We start from the raw sequence: 20,161 nt of genomic DNA, 5'->3' as shown, positions 1-20,161 counted from the left end.
CGTCTGGGGAGCGCCTGGGCATCGTGAGGGCATGACCGCAGCACCCGCCCTCTCCGCCCCGCCCGTGGCAGCCATGCGCCGCGCTCGCTCCTCCCCGCGGAGCGCGGCGCGCACCCGATCGCTCTGGAACCTCGCGGCGATCGTCGTCGTCTGGGCGACGAGTCTCATCGTCGTGGCCGTCTGGATCGCGGGCGGAGAGATCCAGTCGTTGCTCGGCGGGGGAGCGGACTCGCTCAACGCCCTCGGTCGCGCCGCGGGGCTGGCATCCGCGAACCTCCTCTTCTACCAGGTGCTGCTCATGGCTCGTGTGCCGCTGTTCGAGCGCGGGTTCGGGCGCGACGGCATCACCCGCATGCACCGGATCGTCGGCTTCTGGTCGTTCGCCCTGTTCACGGCGCACATCGGCTTGCAGATCCTCGGCTACGCGGTCGCCGCGGACGTCAATCCGATCGAGCAGGCGTGGCAGTTCATCTGGGACTACCCGGGAATGCTCCTGGCGACCGCGGGTACCGCGCTGTTGCTGCTCGTCGTGGTGACCTCGGTGCGCAAGGCCCGAAAACGACTCCGATACGAGTCGTGGCACCTCCTCCACCTCTACGGCTATCTCGGGGTGGGCCTCGCTGTCCCGCACATGCTGTGGACCGGCGCCGACTTCATCGTCTCCCGCTCGGCCACGGTGTATTGGTGGGCCATGTGGGCGGTGACGATGGCCGCGGTGATCGTGTTCCGGCTCGGGGTTCCGCTCGCGCGGTCGCTTCGCCATGGCATCCGGGTCAGTGCCGTCGAGCCCGATGGCCGCAGCGGCGTCTCGGTGCGCATGACCGGACGCCGAATCGATGCGCTGAAGGCACGCGGCGGGCAGTTCTTCGTCTGGCGCTTCCTGGACGGTCCGGGCTGGTCGCGTGGACACCCCTTCTCGCTCGCCGCGGACCCGTCGGGTGGAGAACTCGTGATCTCGGCTCGCTTCGTGGGCGACGGCACCCACCGACTCGCTGCTCTGCGCCCGGGCACGCGGGTTCTCGTCGAGGGTCCCTACGGCACGATGACAGCCGATGAGCGTCGCGGCGGACACCTGCTGATGATCGGTGCCGGTGCGGGAGTGGCGCCCCTCGTCGCGATCCTGGACGAGGCCGACTGGCAGCCGGGCGGCGCGACGCTCCTCGTCCGCGACCACACGGCCGCCGACGCCCTGCGCACCGATGCCATCGACCGCCTCGTGCGGGAGCGGGGGCTGCGCCACGCGCCTCTTCCCGGCCCCCGCGCCCACACGACCTCGTCGTGGCTGCCGGCCTCGCACGCGCGATGGGCGGGTGCCGATCTCGTCCGCTACGTGTCGCCGCGACCCGCGGACACCGACGTGTTCCTCTGCGGACCCCCGACCTGGATGGATGCCGTGCGCGCAGACCTCCGCCGCGCCGGCGTCGCCGCCGACCGCATCCACCTCGAAGCCTTCACCGTCTGAGGAGACCGCTCATGAAGAAGATCGTCTACGCCCTCATGGCGACCGTCACCGGCCTCGTCCTGTTGTTCAGCTACCGCACCTCGCTGGTCTCCGAGTCGGCGAGCGCTCTCGCGGAGACCTCCTCCACGGGGGTGACCTCCGGCGCGAACGCAGCCACGGGAACCACGACGGCCAAGCCGAGCCCCTCGGCATCCGGCTCCGCCGCGAGCGGGTCTTCCGGGTCGAGCGGGTCTTCCGGATCGAGCGGGTCGTCGGGGTCGACCGCGCAGACGTCGTCGAGCGGCCTCGCCGATGGCACGTACACCGGTCAGACGGCCAGCACGCGCTTCGGTCCCGTGCAGGTGCAGATCACCGTGTCGGGAGGGGCGATCACCGACGTCCAGGTGCCGCAGTACCCCTCTGAGAACGGACGCGACCAGCAGATCAACTCGCGCGCGCTGCCGATCCTCGTGAAAGAGACCGTGCAGGCGCAGAGCGCCCAGGTCGACATGGTCTCGGGCGCCACGTACACGAGCACCGGGTACCGCACCTCCCTGCAGTCCGCGCTCGACCGGGCCCGCGCATGACCGGCGCGTTCACGGTCGTCGAGCCCGTGATGGGGACCGTCGCCTCGATCACCGTCCTCGGCGAGCGCACCGTGGCCGTGGAGCACGCGATCGCCGCGTGCGTGGCGCGTCTTCGCGACGACGAGCGGGTGTTCTCGACCTACCGCGACGACTCCGACATCTCGCGGTTGCGCGACGACGCCCTCGAGCTCGGCGACCTCGATCCGCGGGTGACCGAGGTGGCGGAGCTGTGTCGTGATCTGCGCGAGCGCAGCGGCGGGCGCTTCGACGCGCACTGGCGCGGTTGGTTCGACCCGACCGGCATCGTCAAGGGATGGTCGACGGATGCCGCGGCCCGGGCCTTCGACGATCTCCTCGCCCGCGGCGGGATCGAGGCCGTCGGCGTCAACGTGGGCGGTGACATGCGTCTGCGCACCGCTCCGACGAGCGACCACGTCTGGCGCATCGGCGTCGCGCACCCGACCCACGAGGGCGAGCTGCTGGCCACCGTCCGATTCGTCGACGGGGCCGTGGCCACCTCGGGGACGTCCGAGCGCGGCGCCCACCTCATCGACCCGCGCACGGGCGTGCATCTCTCCGGTCCCGTGAGTGCGACGGTCATCGCCGACGACCTCACCACCGCCGATGCATGGGCGACCGTGGCGGCCATCGCCGGGATCGACGATCTCGACTGGATGCCGGTCGCACCCGTGGCATCCGGTCTCGTCTGGGAGCACGGACGCACCCGGCGCTTCGCCGGTCGGATGGAGGTGTCGGCGTTCCGGGACGCGCTGCTCGACTGAGTCGGTGCGCGCGTGGGCGACGTTGAGCCCGACGCCCTCAGCGGGCGCGGGGCAGGCGCAGGGCGAACACCGTTCCCGACGGCGAGGTGCGCTCGACCTCGACGCTCCCGCCGTACCGGGTCGCCGCCTCGCGAACCAGGGAGAGTCCGAGCCCGAAGCCGCGCCGCCGACCCGACTCGGCCCCACGGGCGAACCGTTCGAAGATGCGGGGCAGATCGTCATCCCGGATGCCGCTGCCTTCGTCCTCCACGCGGACGACGACGTCGTGCTCATCGGCATCGGCGCTGATCGTCACCTCGGAGTCCACCGGCGCGTGCCCGATGGCATTGTCGAGCAGGGCGGTGCACATGCGCACCACGGTGACCGCGGGCACCGCGACGGTCGCGTCGGTCAGCCGCGTCGGCTGCAGACGCACTCCGGCCTCGGCGGCGAGAGAGGCGAGGGTCGCGGTCGCCACCCGCACGCTGTCGTCGACTCGCGCGGTGCCCGTGCGGACATCGCCTTCGGCGGTCAGGAGCATGTCGGCCAGCACGTCGTCCATGATCTGCGCGTCGCGCCGCAGCTGGTCGAGGGAGTCATCGGGCGATTCGCCGCGCCGTAGGCGTCGCTGCACGATCTGGATGCGGCTGGTCAGCGCGGTCAGGGGCGTGCGCAGCTCGTGGCTCGCGTCCGAGACGAACGCGCGCTGCCGACGAAGAGCCTCGTCCAGCGGACGCACCGACCAGCGGGCCGCGGCCCATCCCACGAGACCGAGCACCACGACGCCGACCAGACCCAGGCCGACCACCCAGGGCAGCACGTCATCGAGGTCGACGACGAACCGATCGCCCAGGGGCGCGCCACCCGGGCCGTGCCGACCCCCGCCCTCGGTGCGGGCCTGCGCGATCAGAACGATGACCAGGATGCCGACTCCCACGGCGATCGCGACCGCCGAGGCTCCCGCGACGAGCGTGCCGACCCGCAGGGCGGCGCGGCGCACGACGCGGCGATCGTCGTCGACGCTCACCGCGCGGCCCCCGCTCGATAGCCACGCCCGCGCACGGTCTCGACGAGGTCGGTCGCGGTCTTGCGGCGCAGGTAGTGCACGTAGGTGTCGACGGTGGTCACGGCATCCGGAGACGAGAACACCGCGCGGGCGATCTCTTCGCGCGAGAAGACGTGGTCGGGGCTGCGGCTCAACAGCTCGAGAACGGCGTTCTCGGTCGAGGTGAGGGCGACGCGCTCGCCGAAGGGGCCGTAGACCACGGCCGTGTCGGGGAGGTGAGTCCACTCGGCGACCGCTCGGCGGCGCCCTTCGGCTCGGAACGCGCGCCGCAGGGCTCGCAGGCGCGCCAGCAGCTCCTCGAAGTCGAACGGCTTGAGGAGGTAGTCGTTCGCTCCCGCATCGAGCCCTTCGACGCGGTCGGCGACGGCTCCGAGTGCGGTGAGCATGAGGACGGGGGTGGTGATGTGGGCGGTTCGGAGGTCGCGCACGATCTCGGCTCCGTCGCGGCCGGGCAGGCGCCGATCGAGGAGGATCACCTCGAAGCTGTCGCGCAGCGCCCGGTCTCGGCCGGCCACGCCGTCGTTCTCGTGCACGACGTCGTAGATCTCGCCGAGCACCTCGATCGTCATCGCGGCGATCTCGGCGTCGTCCTCGACGTAGAGCAGACGCGGCCTTGGCTCGGCGGTCTCGCTCACTGCACCCCCGCGTGGGGCGGGCTCACGTCCCACCCGAACCGCTCGAGCGCGGCGAACAGTCGTCGAGCCTGAGCCCACGCCACCGCGCCCGACACGTCGGAGTAGATGTCGATCGCGAACGGCGGGGGATCGGCGAACTTCGGGATCTCGACCTCGGCCCACGCGTGCGGGGCGAGCCAGACGCGCGGGCTCGTCGTGCCGGCACCTTCCACACCTCCGTCGGCGGCGAAGGCGATCGTGTCGAGAGCGTCGATCTTGGTGATCGGCATGTTCACAACGAGCGTCACGGCGTGCAGGTGTTCCGGCATCGCGATCCTCCCGCCCTCATCCTCACACGAGTACCACAGCAGTGGGGCGATCGTCAGCGTCCGGGGCTCCAACGTTCATAGGCGGCGCACAGGATCGGTGAGGGGCCCGAGAGGGTCCACCGGCGATCCTCGATCCATCGACCCCGCCCCGACCGATGGAGGACACCATGAGCAGGATCCCCGAAACCGAGATGACCCCCGACGGCCCCGCCTACGAGGGCCGACTCCTCGACCGCGCCGACGAACCCGTCGTCGACCAGGGGGCGCCCTTCGACATCCGCACCCTCGTCTCTCGCCGCGGCATCCTGGGTCTCGTCGTGCTCGGCGCGGGCACCGCGACGCTCGCCGCGTGCGCCCCGGCCGCGTCCAGCGCCACCCCCACGAAGACCGCGACGGCAACCGCGTCGGCCAGCCCCACGGCGACCGCCTCCGCCACGCCGACCGCCGGCGCGTCGAGCGTCGCGGCGGCCCTGCCCGCCGGGGAGATCCCCGACGAGACCGCCGGCCCCTACCCCGGCGACGGGTCCAACGGTGCCGACGTCCTGGAGCAGTCCGGGATCATCCGCAGCGATCTGCGCTCGAGCCTCGACGGCGGCGCGACCGCGTCGGGCACTCCCATGACCCTGAACCTGACGATCTTCGACGACGCCAACGGCGATACCCCGATGACCGGTGCGGCTGTGTACGTGTGGCACTGCGACACCGAGGGCAATTACTCGATGTACTCGTCCGGCATCGAGAACGAGACGTACCTCCGCGGCGTCCAGATCGTCGGCGACGACGGCGTCGTGTCGTTCACCTCGATCTTCCCCGGCTGCTACGACGGCCGGTGGCCGCATATCCACTTCGAGGTCTACCCGAGCGCCGACTCCATCACCGACGCGTCCAACGCGATCGCCACCTCTCAGGTCGCCCTGCCCAAGGACACCTGCGACGTCGTCTACGCCGACACGAGCCTGTACCCGTCGTCCGCGTCCAACTTGTCCCGGGTCTCGCTCGACAGCGACAACGTCTTCGGCGACGACGGCGGAGTCCTCCAGCTCGCCACCACCTCCGGCGACAACGCCTCGGGCTGGACCGTCTCCCTCGGCGTCCGCGTCGACACCACCACCACCCCGACCGCGGGCGCCGCCCCCGGCGGAGCGCCCGGCGGGCGCTGACCCGAACCGAAAGGAAACCCTCCTCATGCTGCAGAACCTCACCGGATGGCACGCCCTCATCGTGCTGGCGGTCATCGTCCTCATCTTCGGAGCCGCCAAGCTACCGGCGCTCGCCCGCAGCCTCGGCCAGTCCGTGCGCATCCTCAAGTCCGAGGTCGGCGAATCCCGGACCGAGGCGTCCGCCGCCCCCGCCGATCACGCCGCCGCCGCGGCTGATCGCGTCGACGACCGCATCCCGCTGACGACGGCCGTGCCCGTCTCCTCCCCGCCGAGCACGACATGACCACCGCCGCCCCCGCTGTCGCGCCGACTCGACCCGAGGCGCCGCGGTCGGCCCCCATGCCCGTCGCCGCCCACCTCCACGAGGCGACACGGCGCGCGGTGCGGGCGGCGGTGGCCGTCGCGGTCTGCGCCGTCGTCGGCTGGTTCCTGTACGAACCGGTCATGGATCTGGTCCGTGCCCCGATCGCGCAGATCGCGGCCGATCGCAACGCGAGTCTCAACTTCGACAGCGTCACCGGAGCCTTCGATCTGCGCCTGCGGGTGTCCCTGGTCGCGGGCTTCGTGCTGTCGAGCCCGGTGTGGCTGTACCAGCTGTTCGCCTTCGTGCTCCCCGGTCTCACCCGCCGGGAGCGCAGGTACGTCCTGGGCTCGGTGGGAGCCGCGGCTCCTCTCTTCGCCGCGGGATGCGCGACCGGCCTGCTGCTCTTCCCCCACATGGTGTCGGTGCTCGCGGGGGTCGCCTCGAGCGAGGACTCCACGATCCTCGACGCGAGCGCCTACATCGACTTCATCCTGAAGATCGTCGTGGCCACGGGTGTCGCCTTCGTGCTGCCGGTCGTCCTGGTCGTGCTCAACCTCGCCGGAATGGTCTCCGCCCGCACCTTCGCGCGTAGCTGGCGGTATGTGGTCGTCGCCATCGTCTTGTTCAGCGCCCTCGCGACGCCGTCGGCCGACGTGATGTCGATGTTCTTGATCGCGATCCCCATGACCGCTCTCTTCGCCGCGGCGCTCGCCATCGCTGCCCTGCACGATCGCTCCCTCGCCCGGTCAGCGACGGCCTCGATCCCGGAGGAGACACCGTGTTCGGTCTGACGTTCGAGAAGCTCCTGGTCGTGGGACTCATCGCCGCGGTCGTGATCGGCCCGCACCGGCTCCCCGGGGTCGTCGCGCGCCTCGCGTCGCTCGTGCGGGGGCTCCGCCGGACGGTGGATGCCGCCCGCGAGCGCGCCGCGATCGAGCTCGGAGTCCCCACCGATGCGACGGAATGGCGCGCGCTCGACCCACGGCGATACGACCCGCGGCGGATCATCTCCGAGGCTCTCGCGGCGCCGCCGGTCGCGGCATCCGTCCCCACCGACGCGGGCGGGGGAGAGTCCGCGCCGGTCCGGCCCGAGTCGGTCGCGAAGACGGTACAGGACACCGCGGATCCTTCCTCGGGTCCCGTCACGGCACCGCCGAGTGTGCCGACGCGCCGCATCCGGGTCGGAACCTCGGCGCACCCGCGGTGGATCGAGGTCCCCCTCGAGCCTTCCCCCGACGCGGACACTGCAGACCCGGGCCCGGCCGAGGACCGCGCCGCGGACTCCGTTGCGGCCACCGGTGCGGAGGACGCGACCACGCGCATCCCCGTCACGGCATAGCCTCGACGTATGTCCTCGCCCCGCGCCCAGCTCGAAGCCCTCCTCGCGCGGGGGCCCGGTGACCTCTCGCCCGCCCTCCGGGCGCTGCCCGTCGAGGGTGAGGTGCGAGCCGCCGCGGTGCTCATCCTGTTCGGTGTCCTCGACGGCATCCCGAGCCTCCGCGAGGCGGCGCACGTGCCGAGCGACCTGGACGTCCTCCTTCTGGCGCGCGCCTCCACCCTGCGGGCGCACCCGGGCCAGGTCGCGTTCCCGGGCGGCCGTGTCGATCCCGGGGACGCGGATGCCGTGGCGGCGGCGTTGCGCGAAGCGCGCGAGGAGACGGGGCTCGATCCCGACGGGGTCGATGTGCTGGGGACGCTTCCGGCCGTGCCGCTCGCGTTCTCGCGGCACGAGGTGACCCCGGTGATCGGCTGGTGGTCGCGCCCGACACCGGTTCGCGCGGTCGACAGGGCTGAGTCGGCCGAGGTGTTCCGCGCCCCCGTGGCGGATCTGCTCGATCCGCGCCGTCGAGGGTCGACGGTCATCCGACGCGAGGGGCGGGTGTGGCGGGGGCCCGCGTTCGCGCTCGAGACGGTCGGTGGGCCGCAGACGGTCTGGGGCTTCACCGCGATGGTGCTGGACGGTCTGTTCGACCTGCTCGGCTGGACCGAACCATGGGATGCCGCTCGCGAGATCGCGCTGCCCGAGCAGGCGCCGACATCTCCTCCCCAGCCCGCGGATCTTTAGCGTCTTCCCCGGGCTTCGTCATCCGCGATGTGCACGGGCGCGGGGATCGCTAGCGTGGACACCGTGACTGCGCCTATCGACCCCACCACCACCGCCGCCTGGTCCCGCCTCTCCGCGTTGCGCGACTCATTCCAGCCCGACCTCCGCGGCTGGTTCTCCGCCGACGCCGACCGGGTCCGCGACCTCACCCGCACGGTCGGCGACCTGCACGTCGACCTCTCGAAGAACCTCGTGACCCCCGAGGTGCTCGACGCCCTCATCGACCTCGCCGGCGAGACCGGCGTGCGCGAACGCTTCGCCGAGATGCTGCGCGGTGCCCACCTGAACACCAGCGAGGACCGCGCGGTCCTGCACACGGCGCTCCGCCGACCCGCCGGCGCCGAGCCGGCGCTGGTCGTCGACGGGCAGCAGGTCGACCACGATGTGCACGAGGTGCTCGACCGTCTCAGCGCCTTCGCTGACCGCGTGCGCTCGGGGGAGTGGCGCGGCGTGACCGGCAAGAAGGTCACGACCGTCGTCAACATCGGCATCGGCGGCAGCGACCTCGGACCTGTCATGGTCTACGAGGCACTCCTCCCTTACGCCGACGCCGGCATCCGTGCGCGCTTCGTGTCGAACATCGACCCCACCGACATCGCCCAGAAGACCGCCGACCTCGACCCCGAGACGACGCTCTTCATCGTCGCCTCCAAGACCTTCACCACGCTCGAGACGCTGACGAACGCTCGGCTCGCCCGCGATTGGCTGTGGGAGAAGCTCGCCGCGGCGGGGGCGATCGACGACACCGACGCCGCACGCACCGACGCCGTGGCGCACCACTTCGTCGCCGTTTCGACCGCGCTCGACAAGGTGGCGGCCTTCGGGATCGACCCCGCGAACGCCTTCGGATTCTGGGACTGGGTCGGCGGCCGCTACTCCGTCGACTCCGCGATCGGTCTGTCGCTGGCGATCACACTCGGCCCCGACGCCTTCCGCGAGCTGCTCGCCGGTTTCCACACCGTCGACGAGCACGTGGCATCCACCCCGGTCGAGCAGAACGTGCCCGTCCTCATGGGGCTGCTCAACGTCTGGTACACGAACTTCCTCGGCGCGCAGTCGCACGCCGTGCTGCCGTACGCGCAGCAGCTGCACCGTTTCGCCGCGTACCTCCAGCAGCTCACGATGGAGTCGAACGGCAAGTCCGTGCGCTGGGACGGCACCCCGGTGACCACCGACACCGGCGAAGTGTTCTGGGGAGAGCCCGGTACCAACGGTCAGCACGCGTTCTACCAGTTGATCCACCAAGGCACGCGTCTCATCCCCGCCGACTTCATCGCCTTCGTCAACCCGGCCTACCCCCTGGCCGACGACGGCCGCGATGTGCACGGCCTGTTCCTCGCGAACTTCCTCGCCCAGACCAAGGCATTGGCGTTCGGAAAGACGGCTGAAGAGGTCGAGGCCGAAGGGACGACGGGTGCCCTCGTCGCCGCTCGGACCTTCCCGGGCAATCGGCCGACCACGTCGATCTTCGCGCCCTCGCTCACGCCTGCCGTTCTCGGTCAGTTGATCGCCCTGTACGAGCACATCACCTTCACGCAGGGCACGATCTGGGGCATCAACTCGTTCGACCAGTGGGGTGTGGAGTTGGGCAAGCAGCTCGCCCTGCAGATCGCCCCGGCGATCGAGGGCGACGACGACGCCCTCGCGGCCCAGGATGCTTCGACGGCCGCGCTCCTCGCGTACTACCGCGACCACCGCGCCTGAGAAATCGGGCTGATCCGCGATTTTTTTCCGTCGCGGATCAGCCCGCGTTCCTCACGTTTCGGGGCCTGAGACGCGTCGCTGACGAGCCGTTCAACCCTCACTCTAAGGTTTGTGAAGAAATACCCGGTCAGGGGCGTGAAATTTTCGGAGCTTCGCACGCGATCCGAGAAGCCTCGCGACGTCTCGACCCTCAACGAGGCGCGGTCTCTCGCGCCTGCCCCCTCCCACGACCCTCCCAGGTAACGAAGAGATAACGCTCAGAACAGCCACCCACACTCGGGGACTTGTGTCGACCCGACGGCACACATCCGCGCTCCACCCGAGAGCGCGCCCCCGACGAAAGTGCTCTCTTGCTGCGTTCCGACCTCAAGCTCGTTCCCGTCCATCGCGCCCGTCGTACGCTCGCCACCGCGGCGACCTGCGCGGGCCTCGCCCTCGGCATGATCGCCACCACCGGTCTCGCCGTCGCGGCACCCCTTTCCATGCCAGACGCTTCGGCGTCCGCGTTCAGTGCCCCCGCGGCGACGGCCTCGCCCGCGACCGTGCCGCTGGCGACGCTCGGCTCGACGCCGACGCTGCAGGCGGTCTCGGCATCGGCCGACACCGCCGCTGCCGACGCGCAGTCGGCGCTGTCCGGTGCCGCGTCCGTGCAGGCCGACATCGCGACGGCGGGTCTGCCGCTGTCGGTCGGCGACACGAGCGTCGACACCGCCGCGCTGAACGATGCGGTCGATCGTCTGTCGACCTCGGATCTGCTTCCCACGGTGCTCCTGCCGGCGCTCAGTCAGAACGCCGAGGTCGAGACGCAGCGCGTGAACGATCGCGTCGCCGTTCTGCGCGGCAGTCTGAACGACGCGGTCGCGGCCAAGGCGGCGGCGGATGCCGCGGCTGAGGCGCAGCGCAAGGCGGAGGCGGCGGCTGCCGCCGAAGCCCAGCGGAAGGCCGATGAGGCCGCGGCCCTCGCGCGCGTCAACACGCCCGACGGTGCCAAGGAGTACGCCGCCCAGCTCGCCGCGCAGCAGTACGGCTGGGGCGACGACCAGTTCTCCTGCCTCTCCTCGCTGTGGACCAAGGAGTCGGGCTGGAACTACCAGGCCTACAACCCCAGCGGTGCGACGGGTATCCCGCAGTCGCTCCCCGGTGACAAGATGGCGACCTTCGGCGACGACTGGCAGACCAACGCCGCGACGCAGATCAAGTGGGGTCTGGACTACATCTCCCGCGGATACGGCACCCCGTGCGCCGCGTGGGGTCACTCGCAGGCGACCAACTGGTACTGAGAAAAAGCTCCGTGGTCGACCTCGACCGCTCCATAACGATATATCGTTATGTATCGCTGACTCAGATCGGGTCCGCGCGAAGGAGGTCGTCATGAGTGGTTCATTCCTGGGAGACGCGTTCGGCGGGCGCGGCGGCAGCGGTACCCCCGGCTGGCCGATGTCCAACATCCTCGAGGCCATGGAACAGCTGCGGGCGCAGTTCGAGCAGAAGACGAGCAGCGCCCCTCGCATGAACAAGGGAGACGTGCGCTCCGCCGTCCTCTCCCTTCTCCTCGAGCAGCCGATGCACGGCTACCAGATCATCCGCGAGATCGAGGAGCGCAGCGGCGGCTCGTGGAAGCCCAGCCCGGGCTCCGTGTACCCGACCCTGCAGTTGCTGACCGATGAAGGACTCGTCCGCGCCGAGGAGTCCAACGGTCGCAAGACGTATTCGCTCACCGAAGAGGGCCGCGCCGCGGCCGGTGACGAGACCACGGAGCGCAGCGCCCCCTGGGAGTCCGCGGGATCCCGTGACGGCGGTCGTATGACCGCTCTGCCGAAGGCGGGCGTCGAGCTCGCCCAGGCTGCCGCTCAGGTGGCCCGCACGGGTGACAAGGAGCAGGTCGCGCAGGCCGTCGAGATCCTCGACGACGCCCGTCGCAAGCTCTACTCCATCCTCGCCCAGGGCTGAGGTTGCCCGTACTCGGCGCGTGCCCTCGGCACGTCGGCATCCAGGAGTCCCGTTGACCGACGACGCCCTCATGCGCGCGCGCTACCGGCGCATCACGCGCTTCGCCGCACGCTACCTCGTGCAGGCGTGGTGGTACGAGCTGTTCCTTCCGCGTTTCGGCCTCGGGTGGATCTCCGCCCGGGGCCGGACCCGGCGGCTCCTGCGGATCGCCCAGCGCTTCCACGTCCTCGCCGTCGATCTCGGCGGACTGATGATCAAGGTCGGGCAGTTCATGTCGTCGCGCCTCGACGTGCTCCCGCCGATCATCACGAAAGAACTCGAGGGCCTGCAGGACGAGGTGCCCGCCGTGCCGTTCGCCGAGATGCGCGAGCGCATCGAAGAAGAGCTCGGGATGCCACTGACCCGCGCCTTCGCCTTCGTCGATGAGCGTCCGCTCGCGGCTGCATCGCTCGGGCAGGCGCACCGGGCGACGCTCACCGACGCGATGGCGGACGAGAGCGGGCTCCGCGACGTCGTCGTCAAGGTCCAGCGCCCCGGGATCGACCGCATCGTCGACGTCGACCTCCGCGCCCTCCGCAAGGTCGGGCGGTGGCTCAGCAAGGTCTCGATCGTGTCGGATCGCGTCGACATGCCGGCCCTCGTCGAGGAGTTCGCGGTCACGAGCCTCGAAGAGATCGACTACCTCCACGAGGCGGCGAACTCCGAGCGTTTCGCCGCCGATTTCGCTCGGAACCCCGGCGTCGCCGTTCCCGTCGTGGCGTGGGAACGCACGACACGACGCGTGCTGACCCTCGAGGACGTCTCGGCGATCAAGATCAACGACGTCGAGGCGCTCCGTGCCGCCGGCATCGACCCCTCGGAAGTGGCCGCACGCTTCGCGTCGGTGATGTTCGACCAGCTCTTCGAAGACGGGTTCTTCCACGCCGACCCGCATCCCGGCAACGTGTTCGTGACCCCGCTGTCGACTCCGGACTCCGATGCGGCCCCCGGCGCCCCGGCGTGGCGATTCACGTTCATCGACTTCGGCATGATGGGCGAGGTCCCGCCCGGACTCCGGCGCGGTCTCCGGCGCGTCCTGATCGCCGCGGCCTCGCGCGACGGCAAGGGCCTGGTCGACGGCATCCGTGACATCGGCGTCCTCCTTCCCTCCGCCGACACCGTGCAGCTCGAGCGGGCGATGACCCAGCTGTTCTCCCGCTTCGGCGGCATGGGCTTCGCCGAGCTGCAAGAGGTCGACCCGCGGGAGTTCCGCGCTTTCGCCGTCGAGTTCGGCGACGTGGTGCGCACGCTCCCGTTCCAGCTGCCCGAGAACTTCCTCTTGATCGTCCGCGCGATGTCGCTCACGAGCGGCATGTGCAGCGCTCTCGACCCTGCTTTCAACATCTGGGATGCCGTCGAGCCCTACGCGCAACGCCTCATCCGTGAAGAGAGCGGCAACACCGCCCAAGCGCTCGTGCGCGAGGTCGGAGCGGTAGCCGCCGTGACGGCGCGCCTCCCGCGCCGTCTCGACACGTTGATCTCGCGGTTCGAAGAGGGGGCCGTCTCGGTGCAGACACCGCGCATCGAGCGCCGGTTGCGCGATCTCGAGCGGATGATCCGCCGCGTCGTCTCCGCGGTCCTGTTCACCGGGCTCTTGATCGGCGGCATCCTGCTGCAGTCCGACCAGGGCTTCTGGGGCACGATCCTCGTTATCGCCTCTCTCGCGCCGCTGTCGCATGCTCTCCTCGCGGGGATCATCGCTCGCCGCAACGGCGCCTGACGGAGCGGTCGTCCTCTTTAGACTGTCCGGGTGCGCCCCGACCCTGCACGCCCGCTCGCGGGGTGGACCTTCGACGGAACGCTTCGTGCCTACCAGGCGGCGGCGTTGCGGCGGGTCGACGTCGACGCGGGGGAGCCGCTGCACCTCGTCGCACCGCCCGGGTCCGGCAAGACCCTCGTGGGGCTGTTGCTGGCCGCTCGTCGGGGCAAGAAGACGGTGGTCTTCGCGCCGACGCTCGCGATCAGAGACCAATGGGTCACCGCGGCGCGAGCTCTCGCGCACGACGACGCGGCGGTCTCGGGCGATCCGACCGCTCCGGCCGACCTCACCGCGCTGACCTACCAGTCGATCAGCGTGCTCGACTCCGCCTCGCCGTTCGCGGGTCTTGCGCGGGGCAGGTGGCTCGAGGAGCTCGAGGCCGACGACCGGTCGCCCGACGCCGCGATCGTCTGGCTCGACGCGCTGGCCGAGAGCAATCCCGCCGCGTACCGGCGAGGTATCCGCGCCCGTGCCCGGGCGGTCCGCCGGACGCTGTCGCGACAGGATGCCACCGTCCTCACCGCCGCGCTCCATCCCAACGCGCGCGACCTCATCGATCGCCTCGTGGCGGGCGGGGTTGAGACGATCGTGCTCGACGAGTGCCACCATCTCCTCGACCACTGGGCGCTCGTCGTCGCGGCCCTGATCGCGCGGCTCCGGGCCGCCGGCCGCGAACCGCTGGTGATCGGTCTCACCGCGACTCTGCCGACTCCCGACGACGCCGACGAGTACGACAACTACATCTCGCTGCTCGGCGAGGTCGATCTCGAGGTGCCCGTGCCGGCGGTGGTTCGCGAGGGCGACCTCGCCCCGTACCGCGAGCTCGTCCATGTCGTCGAGCCCACCGCCGAGGAGCGGCTGTTCTTGAGCGCCCACGCCGAGGCTCTCGGGGTCGCCCTGCGCACGAGCTTCGCCGTCGGTTCCGGACGCGCGAGTCTGCTCGGCATCCTGCAACCGGCGGTCGACGGCGCGCGCGTCGACGACATCGACGGCGGGCTCGCCGCGGCGTTCGTCGCTGATTTCGCGGGCGCCGAGGCGGCCGCCGCGATGCTCTTCCTCGTCGCCCCGGACGACCCGGTGACGGCGCACCTGCCGGAGTTCGCGCGTCGCCCGCCGACCACCGATGAGACGCTGCGCCTCCTCGGCCGTTTCGCCCTCGACCAGGTGCTTCCCGACCCCGCTCGCGCGCAGGAATGGCAGCGTCTGCGTGCGCTCCTCGCCGACTTCGGGTACGCCCTCACCGACAAGGGCGTGCGTCGCACGCGCGATCCCATCGATTCGGTTCTGACGTCGTCACTCGCCAAGGACCAGGGGGCATGCGACATCATCGCCGCCGAGCATGCCGTCATGGGCGAGCGTCTCTGCGCTCTCGTCGTGACGGACTTCGCGCGACACGGCAACGTGCACGGCGGCCTGCTCGGCGCCGCGGGAGCCGTGCGGACCTTCTCGGTGCTGGCGGCCGATGCCGCCACCGCAGCGCTTCCGGCGATGCTCGTGACCTCGTCCACCGTGCGCCTCTCGCGCCGTCACGCGCCCGCTGTCCTGCCCGCTCTCGTCTCCCAGTTCGGCGTCGAGGTGACGGCGGTCCCCGTGGACGACGATCCGTCCGTGCTCGAGGTGCGCGGCATCGCCGGGGCGGGCATCGTCAGCGCCGCCGCCCGGCTGTTGTCCGCGGGAAGGCTTCAGGTCGTCGTCGGGACGCGCGGGCTGTTCGGCGAGGGCTGGGACTGCCCCCGCGTGAACACCCTCGTCGACCTCACCGCCGCGGCCGGCGACGCGGCGATGCAGCAGCTGCGGGGCCGCACTCTGCGCCTTGACCCGTCGTGGGCTGAGAAGACCGCGCACAACTGGACGGTGACCGCGCTCATCCCGACCCATCTGTCTGTCGAGGCGCAACCGGATGCCACCCGCCTCCGCCGCAAGCACGCGAGGCTCTGGGGGGTCGATGTCGATGACCCGGCGCGGGTGGTCTGTGGCCTGAGCGGTGCTCTCGACCACGCTCGACGACGAGCCTTGACCGACGTCCTGGCGAAGGTCCAGGGAGCCTCCCCGGCGGCGATCGGCAGCCTTCGCTCGATCCCGTCGCGCGCCGAGACCCGCGACCTCTGGCGGATCGGCGACCCCTATGACGACATCGAAGAAGAGACGTTCGTCGTCGAGCACCGACCAGGCTTCGCGCTGTTCCCGACCTCGGTGTCGGCCACGCGAACCGTAGCCACGGCGTTCCTCGGCACGGTCGGCGCGACGGGCGTCGCGGTGTCCGGGGCCATTGCACTCGTCCCCGATGCGGCGCCGCCGTTCGCGGGCGCCGCGCTTCTGGCCGGTGGTCTCGCGGCGCTACCCCTGGGCGGCGCCTGGAGCCAGGGGCGACGTCGCGTTCACGACCCCGCCGCGACAGTGCAGCGCATGGCCGAGGTGCTGTGGGCGGCGCTCGGCGACGCCGGTCGCGTCGCTGTGGGGGAGGGCGCGCCCCTGGTCGTCCCCTCCCATCCCCTCGCCGTCGTTCAGCGTTTCGACGTGTCCATCCCTCACGCGGATCCTGCCGATCGCGCCGCATTCGGACAAGCGCTGATCGAGCTGTGCGCGCCCGTGCGCGCGCCGCGGTTCGTTCTCGAGATCGATCGCGGTGGTCGGTCGGCTCCGGTTCGCGCTGTGCTCGGACTCACGGGTGGGCTTCGTCCGCGTCGATTCCTCGCGGTGCCGGCGGATGTCGGTCGCCGGCGTGAGGTCGCCCACCGCTTCGCTCAGGAGTGGCAGCGCCGCATCGGCCCGGCGACCCTGCACGAGGTCGGACTCACGACGAGGGACCCCGTGATCAGCGAAGCGCGCCGCGCCGGAGCGTTCTCCGGCGCGGCGCGCTCGATGGTGCGGTGGAGCTGAGGCTCAGTACCAACCGGTCGACTGTGAGTGGTCCCACGCGCCGCACGGGCTGCCGTATCGACCCGAGATGTACCCGAGACCCCAGGCGATCTGGGTGCCGGCGTTGGTCTGCCAGTCGGCACCGGCAGAGCTCATCTTGCTTCCGGGAAGAGCCTGCGGGATGCCATAGGCACCGCTTCCGGCGTTGTAGGCCTGGTAGTTCCATCCCGACTCGCGGTTCCAGAGCGAGACGAGGCACGAGAACTGGTCATCGCCCCATCCGTAGCCGGACAGCATGCCGCGCGCGGTGGCCTGCGCTCCCGCCGGGCTGTTGTCTCCCGAGCCGCCGCCCGACGACGGTGCGGGCGTCCAGTCGCCGCCGCCGGAAGAACTGCCCGACGAAGTGTTCGCGGCCGCCTCCGCGTCGGCCTTCGCCTGGGCGGCCGCTGCCGCCTCGGCCTCCTGGCGCGCCTTCTCCGCAGCCTCTTCCTCCTGCTTCTTCGCGATCGCCGCGTCCAGGCTGCCGCGAAGAGCGCTGACGCGCTGGTCGACGGCCGTCGCCTCAGTTTTCACGTCGCCGGTCACGCCGGGGAGGAAGGTCGACGGCAGCACCTGCGCCGCGGTCAGGTGATCCGCGGCCGCCTGGAGTGCGGTGGTGTCGACGGTGGCAGGCTGGCCGATGTCCAGTCCGGATGCCGCGATGTCGTTCTGGACCGTCGTCGCGGCTTGCAGCGAGGCTGCCGCGGTCTGCTCGGCGGCTCGGGCGTCTGCCCGGTCGGGGTCCGACGTCGTGCCGGGCGCGACAGGGGCGCTGTAGGAGGCGAGCTGCATGCTCGAGGCCGAGAGGAGCGAGGATCCCGCGTTGGCCTGAGCGAGGGGAGCGGTCCCGGTGAGGGTCACCGTCGCCGCGAGTCCCAGAGCCACGACCCCTGCGGTGATCGCGGGGCGGCGAGTGGAGCGGCGGGCCGCCAGTCGGCGGGCGCGGCGGTTGTGTGTGGGCGTCGAATCAGAACTCATAAAACCGGTTTCGTATCGCGAGGACGGTGGAAAACAGCACGTCCTGCCCGTGATCGACGGGCACGGAACGGGGAGCCTGGCACGGCAGTCTGGACGCAAGCTGGGCGAGAACACCCCGACGGACCCTGTTCGAGAGGCCCTATCGGCCCGACCGAGCGTCCCGCGGACCGCGGTCTCGTCGATATCCGGGGTCGCGGATGCGTTAGGCTTGAGTGTCACTCGTCTGGCTACCCCGCACCGCGGGTGTGAGCGGGTGGCATCGCACGAAACAATCCGCTTCGCTTCGGCTCGTGGTTCTCGTTCGCCCTCCGGCGAGTGGTGCCCGGCCGGTTCGACCTCATCCGGGGCCGTGCCGCAGGAGCCGAAGCCCGACACCAAACCCAACTAGGACAACCCACTACATGACTACCGCAACGACCGCCCCGGCTACCAAGCAGGTCGCGATCAACGACATCGGCTCCGCCGAAGACTTCTTGGCCGCGGTCGAGAAGACCCTCAAGTTCTTCAACGACGGCGACCTCATCGAGGGCACCGTGGTGAAGATCGACCGCGACGAGGTCCTCCTCGACGTCGGTTACAAGACCGAGGGTGTCATCCCCTCCCGCGAGCTTTCGATCAAGCACGACGTCGACCCCAACGAGGTCGTCAACGTCGGCGATCACGTCGAGGCCCTCGTTCTCCAGAAGGAGGACAAGGAAGGTCGCCTCATCCTGTCCAAGAAGCGTGCGCAGTACGAGCGCGCGTGGGGCGACGTCGAGAAGATCAAGGAGAACGACGGTGTCGTCACCGGCTCCGTGATCGAGGTCGTCAAGGGTGGCCTCATCGTCGACATCGGCCTCCGCGGCTTCCTCCCGGCCTCGCTCATCGAGCTGCGCCGGGTCCGCGACCTCACGCCGTACCTCGGCCAGGAGATCGAGGCGAAGATCCTCGAGCTCGACAAGAACCGCAACAACGTCGTTCTGTCGCGCCGCGCCCTGCTCGAGCAGACGCAGTCCGAGTCGCGTACCACGTTCCTCAACAACCTCCACAAGGGCCAGGTCCGCAAGGGCACGGTCTCGTCGATCGTCAACTTCGGTGCGTTCGTCGACCTGGGCGGCGTGGACGGTCTCGTGCACGTCTCCGAGCTCTCCTGGAAGCACATCGAGCACGCCTCCGAGGTCGTCGAGGTGGGCCAGGAGGTCACCGTCGAGATCCTCGAGGTCGACCTCGACCGTGAGCGCGTGTCGCTCTCGCTCAAGGCCACCCAGGAAGACCCGTGGCAGGTGTTCGCCCGTACCCACGCGATCGGTCAGATCGCTCCGGGCAAGGTCACCAAGCTCGTTCCGTTCGGTGCCTTCGTCCGCGTGGCGGATGGCATCGAGGGCCTCGTGCACATCTCCGAGCTGTCCGGCAAGCACGTCGAGCTCGCCGAGCAGGTCGTGTCGGTCGGCGAAGAGGTCTTCGTCAAGATCATCGACATCGACCTCGAGCGTCGTCGCATCTCGCTGTCGCTGAAGCAGGCCAACGAGTCCGTCGACCCCAACGGCACCGAGTTCGACCCGGCGCTGTACGGCATGGCAACCGAATACGACGAGCGTGGCGAGTACAAGTACCCCGAGGGCTTCGACCCCGAGTCGGGTGCCTGGCTCGAGGGCTTCGACGCTCAGCGCGAGCAGTGGGAGCAGGAGTACGCCGCGGCCCAGGGTCGCTGGGAGGCCCACAAGGCTGCCGTCGCCAAGGCCCTTGAGGCCGAGGCTGCGAACCCCACCGACACCGGTTCGTTCGGTGGCTCGTTCTCGTCGGAGTCGCCCGCTCAGGGCACCCTCGCCGACGACGAGTCGCTGGCTGCGCTTCGCGAGAAGCTCTCCGGTCGCTGATCGGTTCCTCATCGAAGGCCGGTACCCCTCGGGGTGCCGGCCTTCCGTCGTTCCTGCGCAACCCCTGGAGATCCCCGTGGACGTCGGGGCAGGATCGTCGCATGGCAAATCGACTCCCGCTCCTGATCGCCCTCGCCGGTTCGGCCGTGCTGTTCCTGTCCATCGCGTTCGTCTTCGCTCTGGTCATCGGTGCCATGTTCTTCGGTGGCATCGAGTTCACCGGCGGACACACGGATGCCACGGCCTCGCTGGCATCGATCCCGTCGCTTATCTGACCCTCCGGGGCCACAGCTCGGGCTGTGCGGCCCGAACTCGCGAAAACCGCGGATTTCCGCGGTTTCGGGGGTGCGACACGCCCGGGCGGTGGTGTGGATTGGACGCGTGCGCGGGATCCGCGTAACTTATTACTTGTTCGCCCCACAGGGGAGAGCGGAGCGGCCGAAAGGCCCCGCGTCCTCTCAAGCGGAGAACAACCCAAAACCCCCCACCACATGGTGTAGAGTTTTGGTTCTGGTCCTCGACCGGTTCTCACGACGTTGATCTCTTAGATAGGTCCCACTGTGAGATCCACAAGGTTCGAGTGACAAAATCTAGAAGTGAACTGCCTCACG

Annotated in this window: 19 protein-coding genes; 15 read left to right on the top strand and 4 right to left on the bottom strand. The window is 70.3% G+C overall.

Features of this window, described 5'->3' with window-relative positions; translation table 11 throughout:
- Positions 1-31 precede the first annotated feature (31 nt).
- Genes NS283_RS09800 through NS283_RS09790 form a run of 3 tightly spaced genes read left to right on the top strand, consistent with a single transcriptional unit; the run spans position 32 to position 2,810 of the window.
- Positions 32-1,462, top strand: coding sequence for a ferredoxin reductase family protein (locus NS283_RS09800; RefSeq protein WP_058596676.1), 1,431 nt, complete (start codon positions 32-34; stop codon positions 1,460-1,462).
- Positions 1,463-1,473: 11 nt separating this feature from the next.
- Positions 1,474-2,028, top strand: coding sequence for an FMN-binding protein (locus NS283_RS09795; protein ID WP_058596675.1), 555 nt, complete (start codon positions 1,474-1,476; stop codon positions 2,026-2,028).
- Positions 2,025-2,810 carry an FAD:protein FMN transferase gene (locus NS283_RS09790; RefSeq protein WP_058596674.1) on the top strand — a complete coding sequence of 262 codons (786 nt, stop codon included), beginning with the start codon at positions 2,025-2,027 and terminating at the stop codon, positions 2,808-2,810. Before NS283_RS09795 ends, NS283_RS09790 begins: the two co-directional genes overlap by 4 nt.
- A 37-nt stretch (positions 2,811-2,847) precedes the next feature.
- Here the strand turns inward: NS283_RS09790 and NS283_RS09785 are convergent, their stop codons facing one another.
- Genes NS283_RS09785 through NS283_RS09775 form a run of 3 tightly spaced genes read right to left on the bottom strand, consistent with a single transcriptional unit; the run spans position 2,848 to position 4,798 of the window.
- Positions 2,848-3,816 (bottom strand): sensor histidine kinase, encoded by a 969-nt coding sequence (locus NS283_RS09785; protein ID WP_058596673.1) that lies wholly within the window; start codon positions 3,814-3,816, stop codon positions 2,848-2,850.
- Positions 3,813-4,490: a response regulator transcription factor gene (locus tag NS283_RS09780; protein ID WP_058596672.1), complete on the bottom strand. Its 678-nt coding sequence runs from the start codon at positions 4,488-4,490 to the stop codon at positions 3,813-3,815. Before NS283_RS09780 ends, NS283_RS09785 begins: the two co-directional genes overlap by 4 nt.
- Positions 4,487-4,798: a hypothetical protein gene (locus tag NS283_RS09775; RefSeq protein WP_058596671.1), complete on the bottom strand. Its 312-nt coding sequence runs from the start codon at positions 4,796-4,798 to the stop codon at positions 4,487-4,489. The genes NS283_RS09780 and NS283_RS09775 overlap by 4 nt, the downstream gene beginning before the upstream one ends.
- A gap of 167 nt (positions 4,799-4,965) precedes the next feature.
- Here NS283_RS09775 and NS283_RS09770 point away from each other — a divergent pair, with 167 nt between their 5' ends.
- The 10 genes from NS283_RS09770 (at position 4,966) to NS283_RS09725 (ending at position 16,698) form a co-directional block, all read left to right on the top strand.
- Complete coding sequence (locus tag NS283_RS09770) at positions 4,966-5,958, top strand: dioxygenase family protein (RefSeq protein ID WP_058596705.1); 993 nt, start codon at positions 4,966-4,968, stop codon at positions 5,956-5,958.
- Positions 5,959-5,983: 25 nt separating this feature from the next.
- Positions 5,984-6,241 carry a twin-arginine translocase TatA/TatE family subunit gene (gene tatA / locus NS283_RS09765; RefSeq protein ID WP_058596670.1) on the top strand — a complete coding sequence of 86 codons (258 nt, stop codon included), beginning with the start codon at positions 5,984-5,986 and terminating at the stop codon, positions 6,239-6,241.
- Positions 6,238-7,053 (top strand): twin-arginine translocase subunit TatC, encoded by an 816-nt coding sequence (tatC, locus tag NS283_RS09760; RefSeq protein WP_193752663.1) that lies wholly within the window; start codon positions 6,238-6,240, stop codon positions 7,051-7,053. Before tatA ends, tatC begins: the two co-directional genes overlap by 4 nt.
- Positions 7,041-7,601 carry a hypothetical protein gene (locus NS283_RS18670; protein ID WP_058596669.1) on the top strand — a complete coding sequence of 187 codons (561 nt, stop codon included), beginning with the start codon at positions 7,041-7,043 and terminating at the stop codon, positions 7,599-7,601. Before tatC ends, NS283_RS18670 begins: the two co-directional genes overlap by 13 nt.
- 9 nt (positions 7,602-7,610) lie before the next feature.
- Positions 7,611-8,327, top strand: a complete 717-nt coding sequence (locus NS283_RS09750) for an NUDIX hydrolase (protein WP_058596668.1) — start codon at positions 7,611-7,613, stop codon at positions 8,325-8,327.
- Between the two features lie 27 nt (positions 8,328-8,354).
- Positions 8,355-10,070: a glucose-6-phosphate isomerase gene (pgi, locus tag NS283_RS09745; protein ID WP_058596667.1), complete on the top strand. Its 1,716-nt coding sequence runs from the start codon at positions 8,355-8,357 to the stop codon at positions 10,068-10,070.
- Positions 10,071-10,420: 350 nt separating this feature from the next.
- Positions 10,421-11,350: a hypothetical protein gene (locus NS283_RS09740; RefSeq protein ID WP_058596666.1), complete on the top strand. Its 930-nt coding sequence runs from the start codon at positions 10,421-10,423 to the stop codon at positions 11,348-11,350.
- Between the two features lie 91 nt (positions 11,351-11,441).
- Positions 11,442-12,020 (top strand): PadR family transcriptional regulator, encoded by a 579-nt coding sequence (locus tag NS283_RS09735; protein ID WP_058596665.1) that lies wholly within the window; start codon positions 11,442-11,444, stop codon positions 12,018-12,020.
- A gap of 70 nt (positions 12,021-12,090) precedes the next feature.
- A complete protein-coding gene (locus NS283_RS09730; protein WP_058596703.1) occupies positions 12,091-13,779 on the top strand; it encodes an ABC1 kinase family protein in 1,689 nt (562 codons plus the stop codon).
- A gap of 30 nt (positions 13,780-13,809) precedes the next feature.
- The gene (locus NS283_RS09725; RefSeq protein ID WP_058596664.1) at positions 13,810-16,698 is read left to right on the top strand and encodes a DEAD/DEAH box helicase family protein; all 2,889 of its coding nucleotides are present in this window, start codon (positions 13,810-13,812) and stop codon (positions 16,696-16,698) included.
- 3 nt (positions 16,699-16,701) lie between these two features.
- On the opposite strand, the gene NS283_RS09720 is transcribed toward NS283_RS09725, so the two are convergent.
- Positions 16,702-17,694 carry a 16S rRNA pseudouridylate synthase gene (locus NS283_RS09720; protein ID WP_081317358.1) on the bottom strand — a complete coding sequence of 331 codons (993 nt, stop codon included), beginning with the start codon at positions 17,692-17,694 and terminating at the stop codon, positions 16,702-16,704.
- A 401-nt stretch (positions 17,695-18,095) separates the two neighbouring features.
- Between NS283_RS09720 and rpsA the strand changes: the two genes are divergently transcribed.
- Both rpsA and NS283_RS18905 read left to right on the top strand, forming a co-directional pair.
- Entirely contained in the window at positions 18,096-19,550 is a 1,455-nt protein-coding gene (rpsA, locus tag NS283_RS09715; protein WP_058596663.1) for a 30S ribosomal protein S1, read from the top strand.
- A 101-nt stretch (positions 19,551-19,651) separates the two neighbouring features.
- Entirely contained in the window at positions 19,652-19,825 is a 174-nt protein-coding gene (locus tag NS283_RS18905; protein WP_193751236.1) for a hypothetical protein, read from the top strand.
- Positions 19,826-20,161: the final 336 nt, after the last annotated feature.

Source organism: Microbacterium testaceum, from assembly GCF_001476285.1.
GTDB lineage: Bacteria > Actinomycetota > Actinomycetes > Actinomycetales > Microbacteriaceae > Microbacterium > Microbacterium testaceum_B.
Note: the sequence above shows the minus strand (reverse complement) of the source record. Positions and strands in the feature narration are given on the sequence as shown.